This is a genomic window from Gaiella sp., assembly GCF_057140465.1.
Genome location: NZ_DBNHWK010000001.1, coordinates 1 through 8,290 on the forward strand (window position 1 = coordinate 1; position 8,290 = coordinate 8,290).

At 71.8% G+C, this 8,290-nt stretch carries 5 protein-coding genes and 1 pseudogene; 4 read left to right on the forward strand and 2 right to left on the reverse strand.

Features of this window, described 5'->3' with window-relative positions; all coding sequences use genetic code 11:
• The coding region (gene amrB, locus AC162C_RS00005; protein ID WP_484095753.1) for an AmmeMemoRadiSam system protein B at positions 1-737 on the forward strand (737 nt) is incomplete at its 5' end.
• Positions 738-793: 56 nt separating this feature from the next.
• Here the strand turns inward: amrB and AC162C_RS00010 are convergent.
• Both AC162C_RS00010 and AC162C_RS00015 read right to left on the reverse strand, forming a co-directional pair.
• Positions 794-1,963, reverse strand: coding sequence for a Gfo/Idh/MocA family protein (locus tag AC162C_RS00010; RefSeq protein WP_484095754.1), 1,170 nt, complete (start codon positions 1,961-1,963; stop codon positions 794-796).
• A gap of 2 nt (positions 1,964-1,965) precedes the next feature.
• Complete coding sequence (locus tag AC162C_RS00015) at positions 1,966-2,967, reverse strand: sugar phosphate isomerase/epimerase family protein (RefSeq protein WP_484095755.1); 1,002 nt, start codon at positions 2,965-2,967, stop codon at positions 1,966-1,968.
• 287 nt (positions 2,968-3,254) lie between these two features.
• Between AC162C_RS00015 and AC162C_RS00020 the strand changes: the two genes are divergently transcribed.
• The 3 genes and pseudogenes from AC162C_RS00020 to AC162C_RS00030 form a co-directional block, all read left to right on the forward strand.
• The gene (locus tag AC162C_RS00020; protein WP_484095756.1) at positions 3,255-3,545 is read left to right on the forward strand and encodes a hypothetical protein; all 291 of its coding nucleotides are present in this window, start codon (positions 3,255-3,257) and stop codon (positions 3,543-3,545) included.
• Between the two features lie 356 nt (positions 3,546-3,901).
• Positions 3,902-7,060: an AAA family ATPase gene (locus AC162C_RS00025; RefSeq protein WP_484095757.1), complete on the forward strand. Its 3,159-nt coding sequence runs from the start codon at positions 3,902-3,904 to the stop codon at positions 7,058-7,060.
• A gap of 514 nt (positions 7,061-7,574) precedes the next feature.
• A pseudogene (locus AC162C_RS00030) lies at positions 7,575-8,290 on the forward strand (hypothetical protein); the annotation flags it as partial.

Below are 8,290 nucleotides of genomic sequence, written 5' to 3' on the forward strand. Positions count from 1 at the left end.
CCGGGCCGGCGGAGCTCGCGTCGACGGTCGACCGGCTCCTCGGCGCCGCCCCGGCGGAGGAGCGTCCGGCCCACGCCGTCGTCGCTCCGCACGCCGGGTACGTCTACTCGGGCCCGGTCGCCGCGAGCGCGTACGCGGCCCTGCGCGGGCGGCAGGACCGGCTCGCGCGCGTCGCGATCCTCGGGCCGTCCCACTTCGTCCGGCTCGAGGGCGCCGCCGTCCCCGCAGCCGACGCGTGGGCGACGCCGCTCGGTGCCGTCCCCGTCGACGACGCGCTCCGTGCGGCGGCCCTCGGTGCCGGGGCGGTCGTCGACGACGCGCCGCACGCCCCCGAGCACGCGGTCGAGGTGCAGCTCCCGTTCCTGCAGCGCATCCGCGAGCCTGCGCCGTCGGTGCTCCCGGTGGCGGTGGGGGAGACGACGATGGCGGACGCGGCCGACCTCGTCGCAGCCCTCTGGGACGCAGCCGACGCGGTCGTCGTCTCCACCGACCTCAGCCACTACCTCGCCGACGCGGACGCCCGGGAGGCGGACCGCCGGACGGCGGACGCCGTCGTCGAGCTCCGGGCGCGCGACATCGGCCCGTACGACGCGTGCGGGGCGTTCGCCCTCCGCGGCCTCGTCGAGCACGCGCGGCGCGTCGGTGCGAACGTGCGGCTGCTCGACCTCCGGACGTCCGCCGACACGGCCGGCGGAACCGAGCGCGTGGTCGGCTACGGCGCCTTCGCCGTCGGCTGAGCCGCCGAGGCCCCGGGCGGTGCCGCCCCGCGGCACCGCCCGTTCTCCGATCTCCCTCAGCCGATCGTGCGGTACTCGAGGTCGACGCGGCGGCCGCTCTCGGCGGAGGCGACGATCGCGTCGCAGACCGCGGCGGCGCGGTACCCGTCCTCGAAGGTCGCGCCGTGCGGCGCGACCGGCGCGTCGTCGCGGATCGCGGTCAGCAGGTGGTGGATCTCGTGGACGAAGCTGTGCTCCCAGCCGATCATGTGCCCGTGCGGCCACCAGTGCTCCCAGTAGGGGTGCTCCGCCTCCGAGACGAGGACCGTGCGGAACCCCTGGGCGAGCGGGCCCGGTGAGCTTTCCGCCACGTGCACCTGGAGCTCGTTCAGGCGCTCGAGGTCGAACGCGATCGACCCCTTCGAGCCGTTGATCTCCCACGCGAACCCGTTCTTGCGACCCGGAGCGAACCGGGTCGCCTCGATCGTGCCGATCGCTCCCCCGTCGAACGCGACCGCCGCCTCGAAGGCGTCGTCGACGTCGCGTCCGGGCTGGAACGTCGCCGCGAAGGCGGAGACCGCGGCGATCTCGCCCACGAGGTAGCGGGCGAGGTCGATCACGTGCGCGCCGAGGTCGCCGAGCGCCCCCGAGCCGGCCGCGGCCTTGTCGAAGCGCCACACCGGGGCGTCCGTCGCTCCCCACTCCTGCAGGTACCGCCCGCGGAAGTGGTGGATCTCCCCGATCTCGCCCGCCTCGATGAGGTCGCGGGCGAGCCGGACCGCCGGGACGAAGCGGTAGTTGAACGCGCACATGTGCTTCACGCCTGCCGCGTCGGCGGCCTGCCACATCCCGAGCGCCTCCTCGGCCGAGCGTCCGAGCGGCTTCTCGCAGAAGACGTGCTTCCCCGCCTGCGCGGCTGCGATCGTCGGCTCGGCGTGGACGTCGTTCGGCCCGCCGTTGTCGAACAGCACCACGTCCGGGTCGGCGACCAGTTCACGCCAGTCCGTCACGGCGCGCTCGAAGCCGTACCGCCGCGCGGCCTCGGTGACGGCCGTCTCGTCGCGGCCGGCGATCGAGACGAGGCGCGGTCGAAGCGGCGGCGGCCAGGTCATGTACGAGAGCTTCCGGTACGCGTTCGCGTGGGCCTTGCCCATGAACGCGTAGCCGAGCATGCCGATGCCGATCTCGGGCACGTCGCCCGCCGTCTCGGCCCGTCCCACGGTTCCGATGCCCACGGCTTCAGCCATCGCTATCCCTCCTGTTGCATCGCGGCGTCGAAGGCGACCGCGGACGGCGCGAAGTCCGTCCTGCGCACGAACGCGAGCGCGTCCTGCGCTCCCCACTCGCGGTCCATCCCGGAGTCCTCCCACTCGATCGAGAGCGGGCCCTGGTACCCGATCCGGTTCAGCGCCCGGAAGAACGTCTCGAAGTCGACGTCGCCGTGGCCCGGGGAGACGAAGTCCCACCCGCGCTGCGGCTCGCCGAAGTTGAGGTGCCCGCAGAGGATCGAGCTGCGGCCGTCGAGGAAGCGGCGCGAGTCCTTGACGTGGACGTGGTAGACGCGGTCGGCGAACTCGATCGCGAACGCCGCCGGGTCGAGGAACTGGTGTGCGAAGTGGCTCGGGTCGAGGTTGATCCCGAAGCCGGGCCGCCGATCGAGGGCGGCGAGGGCCTTCTCCGTCGTCACGAAGTCGTAGGCGATCTCGGTCGGGTGCACCTCGAGGCCGAAGCGGACACCCTCGGCGTCGAACACGTCGATGATCGGCCCCCAGCGCTCGGCGAACTCCTCGTACCCGCGCTCGATCGCCTCGAAGTCGTTCGGCGGGAACGAGTAGAGCATGTGCCAGATCGGCGAGCCGGTGAAGCCGTTGACGACCTCGACGCCGAAGGCCGCCGCGGCCCGTGCCGTGTCCTGCATCCGCTCCGCCGCCCGACGACGCACTCCCTCCGGGTCGCCGTCCCCCCACACCTCGGGTGGCAGGATCGCGCGGTGTCGCTCGTCGATCGGGTCGCACACCGCCTGGCCGACGAGGTGCGCGCCGAGCGCGGAGCAGCTCAGGCCCTCGCCGTCGAGCAGCGCACGCTGCTGCGTGACGTAGCCGGGGTCGGCGAGCGCCCGGTCGACCTCGAAGTGGTCGCCCCAGCAGGCGAGCTCCACGCCGTCGAACCCCCATGCGGCGAGGTTCCGCGCGAGCTCCGCGATCGGCAGGTCGGCCCACTGGCCGGTGAACATCGTGACGGGTCGAGCCATCTCACGCCCCCCTGGATCGTCGAAGGTGCCGGAATGCCGGTGACGGGCGTCCGAGGCCCGGCACCGTTCCCGTGAACAGCGTCATCGGCTGATCCTCCCCGAGGACGCTCCGGGCGGGCATCGGGGACGGCGCTGATTCGCCGTGCGGAACTCCCGCCACCCTCGCCGAGGCCCGAACGGCAGCCCGGGTCCTGCCCGCGACCGGCGGGGGGTGCAGGACCCGAGCCGCGGTGCGCGAACCCGTTGGGCGTCGTGTCCAGTGCCGCCCGGGCCATCCCCCGCGTGGGATGAGACGCCGCGCGATCGGTGTGATCGTTCTCGCGCTCCTCGCTCCCGCGACGGCGCTCGCGGGAGAGCGGCCGGACCCGCCGCCGGGGAGCACGGAGGCGCCGCTCGTCGAAGAGGGCGAGTACGCGTGCGACGGGCGGATCGTCGACGGCTGGTTCGAATGGGACTCGTGCTACCTCGTCTCGGCGAGCGGGTCGGCGGGGCCGCGCATCCCGCGCTGGGGCCCCTGGCAGCGGCTCCGCGTCGCCGCCGGCCGTCACGGCGCGACGGCGATCGGCCTCCGCTCCTAGCGCGGGCCGACGCCGGAGCGTGCTGAGGGCTCCGGCCCCTCGGCGTGCCCCCGGGACCGGCGGAGCCCGGGCTCGGTCGTCGGGCGCTCACGGCGCGAGAGGTCGTCAACGCTGAGTGGATGCTCGAGTCGACGACGGGGCCGGCGCTGCCGGTCTCCGAGGACGCGGCGCACTCGTTACGTACCATCGCCGTACCATCAGTGTTGCCTGATCAGGATACGAGACTACGGCGACCCCACTGAGGGGTATGACGGGCGCGACCTAAGACTCAGTCCGAGGGCGGCAAGCGGAAGGCCTCTCGAGAGTTGAGGTCTCTCCCCTTCGCCTCTCGCAGGTCGCCGCGCTAAGAATCCCGCATGGCGATCTGCACCGCGTGTGGCGCCGGGGTGCCGGAGGGCGCCCGCTTCTGCCCGGCCTGCGGTGCCCCGGTGGATGCGATGCCCGCGGCCCAGGAGCGCAAGGTCGCGACGATGCTGTTCGCCGACCTCGTCGGCTCGACGGCGCTCGCGTCCGACCGCGACCCGGAGCACACGCGACTTCTGCTCGACCGCTTCTACGGCGGAATGGCCACGGAGATCCGCGCAGTCGGCGGCACTCTCGAGAAGTTCGCCGGTGACGCCGTCATGGCGGTGTTCGGCGCGCCGGCGTCGTACGAGGACCATGCGGAGCGGGGCCTCCACGCCGCCCTGTCGATGCAGCGGAGGCTTCACGAGCTCTTCGGCGATCGGCTCGCGCTCCGCGTCGGCGTCCACACGGGAGAGGTCGTCCTCGGGCGACCGAACGAGGGCAGCTCGTTCGTCAGCGGCGATGCGGTCAACGTCACCGCCCGACTCGAGCAGGCCGCTGCGCCGGGCGAGATTCTCACCGGCGCACGAACGGTGGCCGCGGTCGGCGGTGCGTTCGAATTCGGCGAGTTGCGGACGGTCGAGGCGAAGGGCAAGCCCGAAGGCATCCGCTGCCGTCCGCTCCTACGGGCGCTCTCGCTCATGCGTCCGCGCGGAGTCGGTGCGCTGGCGCGTGCGTTCGTCGGACGCGAACGGCAACTCGCATTCCTCCTGGACGCGTATCAGCGGACGGTCGAGCTCGGCTCGCCGCAGCTGCTGACGATCGTCGGCGAGGCCGGTGTCGGCAAGACGCGGCTCGTCCGCGAGCTCTGGGAGGCGCTCGCGATGGACGGTACAGAGCCGCTGCGGCGCGTCGGTCGCTGCGTTGCCTACGGGAGCTCGAGCACCTACGGGCCGCTCGGCGAGATCCTCAAGGAGCACTTCGGGATTCTCGACAGCGACCCGTCCGAGAGCGTCCGGGCTCTGCTCGGATCCCGCGAGATCCTTGCGGTGGCCCTCGGGATCGATGTCGCGGGCGACCTCCATCCGCTCGTCGTGCGCGAGCGTTTCCGGGACGCGTGGGCGACGTTTCTCGCGGAGCTCGTCGCCGACCGGCCGACCGTTCTCCTGGTCGAGGACCTGCACTGGGCCGACCAGCCGCTGGTCGAGCTCCTCGAGACCGTGACCGCGGCGGTGGTGGGCCCGCTGCTCCTCCTCGCGACGGTGAGACCGGGAGGGGCCGTGCTCGCCGGCGGAGAGACGTTGCGACTCGAGTCGTTGACGAACGAGGAGCCCAAGGGCCTACTGGCTGCTCTGCTTGGCTCCGAGCCGCCGGCCGAGCTTCTCGGCATCGTGGCGCAGGCAGAGGGCAATCCCTTCTTCATCGAGGAGCTCCTCTCGACCTTGATCGACCGCGACCTCCTCGTTTGCACGGACGGGCAGTGGGAGCTGGCGGAGCTTCCCCCGGGCCTCATCCTCCCCGACTCGGTCCACGCCCTCCTCGCTTCGCGTATCGACCTGCTCCCCCCTCGCGAGAAGGCGGCACTCCAGGCGGGAGCGGTGATCGGCCGCACGTTTTGGGCGGGAGCAGTGCGCGCGCTCGTCGAAGGCCCGGAGCCCGACCTCGCCCTTCTCGAGGAGCGCGTCTTCGTTCACCGGCGACAGGGCTCGTCTCTCGAAGGCGAGGCGGAGTACGTCGTCAAGCACGCGCTGACACGCGAGGTCGCGTACGGCAGCATCCCGAAGGGGAAGCGGGCGCGCCTCCATCTCGCCTTCGCGGAGTGGCTCGAGCGCCTCGGAGCGGGCCGGGATGAGCACGCGGCAGTCCTCGCCCACCACTACAGCGAGGCCCTGCGTTCCGACTATGCCGAGCTCGCGTGGCCCGACGACGAGGGAACGCCTGATCGACTCCGACCGACGGCCACGGCCTGGCTGCGCCGAGCTGCCGAGCTCGCCATCGGCCGCTACGAGATCGACGAAGGGCTCGCGCTGCTCGGCCGCGCGCTGGAGCTCGCCCCGAGCAACCAGGTCGCTGCCGAGCTCTGGCGGGAGATCGGCAAGGCGAATGCGCTCAAGTTCGACGGCGACGCGTTCTGGGCTGCGATGAACCGCTCTCTCGACGCGGACCCCGATCGTGCCAGCTGCGCCGAGACGTACAGCGTGCTGGCCTTCGAGACGTCGAGCCGGGGAGCAATGTGGAGGCACCGGCCTGCGAGCGAACTCGTCGACGAATGGATCGAGCGCGCTCTCGAGCTCGCCGAGCCGGAGAGCGTGGAACAGGTCAGAGCGTTGCTCGCACGGGCCTACTGGCATCCCGAGCAGGGTGAGAGGCCTGCTCGCGAGGCAAGCGTGCTCGCCGAAAAGCTGGGAAGCCTGGAGCTGCGCTCCTTCGCCTGGGGCACGCTGGCAGCCGTGGCGTTCGAGCAGGGGCGGTTCGAGGACGCATACTCGTGGACTCGGCGGCGCCTCGAACTGCTCGCGCAGATCGGCGACCCCGATCGCGTCGGCGAGGTCCTCGAGCTCGCGATCCCAGTGGTCACAGCTGTCGGTCACCTGGCCGAAGGGCGTCAGCTTGCCGAGAAGCACGAACAGGTCGCCAGGCGGCTCTCGCCCCATCACCGCGTGCACGCAGTGGCCCAGACGGTGGACGTCGCGGAGCTCGCCGGCAACTGGGCTGAAATCCGGGGGCTCACCGACCTCGTCGAGGAGCGGGTGGCGGCGAACACCTCAACCCCGTGCGTCCGCAATGCGCGTGGCCTGCTTCTCTGTGCCGTCGCCTGGGCCCATGGCGGGGACGCGCAACGGGCTCAGGAGCTCGAGCAAGCCGCGGGCGAGCTCAGGATGGAGGGCTACGGCTACGCGCTCGATCCGCCGCTGCTCCAACTCGCTCTCGTCCGCGGCGACCTCGAGGCGGCAGAGCGGCTGCTCGAGACGCCCCCCGCGAAGACCTACACGATGGGCGCGAGTCTGATTGCGGCCCGGCTGGACGGGCTCGGAGCTCTCGGTGACCGTCGGCGGGTCGAAGCCGAGGCCGCGCAGCTGCTGCGTCCGGGCATCTACCTCGAGCCGTTTGCGCTCCGCGCGCTCGGGATCGTCCGTGGCGACGAGACCCTGATCGAGAAGGCGATCGCGCGGTTCGAGGCGATGGGACTGCACTGGCACGCCGACCAGACAAGGATTGGGTGCAGATGAGCATCGGGCGCTTCGCAATGGTGTTGGGACGGCGGTGGTACGTACGTCGGCCGCGGGTCAAGAGCCGCTGAGACGGCTCCTCGAGCTAGCAGCAACTCGCACCGGGGGGCACCCCCGCGAACCGGATCGAGCGATCGGAGTTCCACGTGGTCGAAACGCTGGTGGTGGTCGCGCCATTAACAACCACAACCACCACCAACAACGTGGAGGAAGAATGAGGGGAAGGAAAGGCCCGTAGCCGCCTGCCGCGCTTTGCGCGGCGGCGGCGACCCGCATCACCTTCTACCGCCAAGACCGCCGGCAGGCGGTCGACCAGGCGGAGTACAGGCGGCAGACCAGGCGAGGGAGAACCGCCGCCATGGGGCGGCGTGCACCGGAGGTGGGCTCAACCACGCCGATCGTGAACCAACGTCGACGCCTCCCGGGACGCGGCGACGTCGACATCTCCGGCAGACCCTCGAGTGTCGAGGGGAAATTGCCCCGCGCACGGCACAACAGCCACAATGGGCCTCCTGTGTCCCAGGTGATCGACGCACTCGAGGAAGCACGTGCCGCAGCGGGCCGCGAGGCCTGGCGTGCCGCGTATGCCTCCTACTCGACGCTCGACGCGAGCGAGCTCGCGGCCCCCGACCTCGAGAGCTTCGGCTCTGCCGCCTGGTGGAGCGGAAAGCTCGACGAGGCGATCGCGCTGCGAGAGCGCGCGTACGCGGCGTACGACGCCGCGGGCGACGCCCTCGGGTCGGCCCGGATGGCGCTCACGCTCGCGTGGGACTACGACGGGCGCGGCTCGTTCGCGATCTCCAACGGATGGCTGGCGACCGCCGAGCGGATCCTCGCCGGCGTCCCGGAGGCGCCCGAGCACGCCCGCCTGTCGCTGATGCAAGCGATCGTGGCGCTCTTCGCCGAGGGCAACTACGTCAAGGCGGACAAGCTCCTGGACGAGTCCTACGACATCGCGACGCGCGTCGGTGACCGGGACGTCCAGATGCTCGCGCTCGGAGGCAAGGGCCGGCTCGCGATCAAGCGCGGTGACACGGAGCGCGGGCTCGCGTTGCTGGACGAGGCGTCGGCGTCCGCGATGGGCGGCCAGCTGCGGCCTCACACGGCAGGTGTCGTCTACTGCCTCACGATCAGCGCCTGCCACGACGTCGGCGACATCAGGCGGGCGACCGAGTGGACCGAGGCGGCGAACCGCTTCTGCGATCAGCTGGACGTCACCGGCTTCCCGGG

Excerpts from the sequence above, each read along its gene's own strand:
- AC162C_RS00010 (WP_484095754.1), bottom strand. The coding sequence starts at position 1,963 with ATGGCTGAAGCCGTGGGCATCGGAACCGTGGGACGGGCCGAGACGGCG.
- AC162C_RS00015 (WP_484095755.1), bottom strand. The coding sequence starts at position 2,967 with ATGGCTCGACCCGTCACGATGTTCACCGGCCAGTGGGCCGACCTGCCG.
- AC162C_RS00020 (WP_484095756.1), top strand. The coding sequence starts at position 3,255 with ATGAGACGCCGCGCGATCGGTGTGATCGTTCTCGCGCTCCTCGCTCCC.
- AC162C_RS00025 (WP_484095757.1), top strand. The coding sequence starts at position 3,902 with ATGGCGATCTGCACCGCGTGTGGCGCCGGGGTGCCGGAGGGCGCCCGC.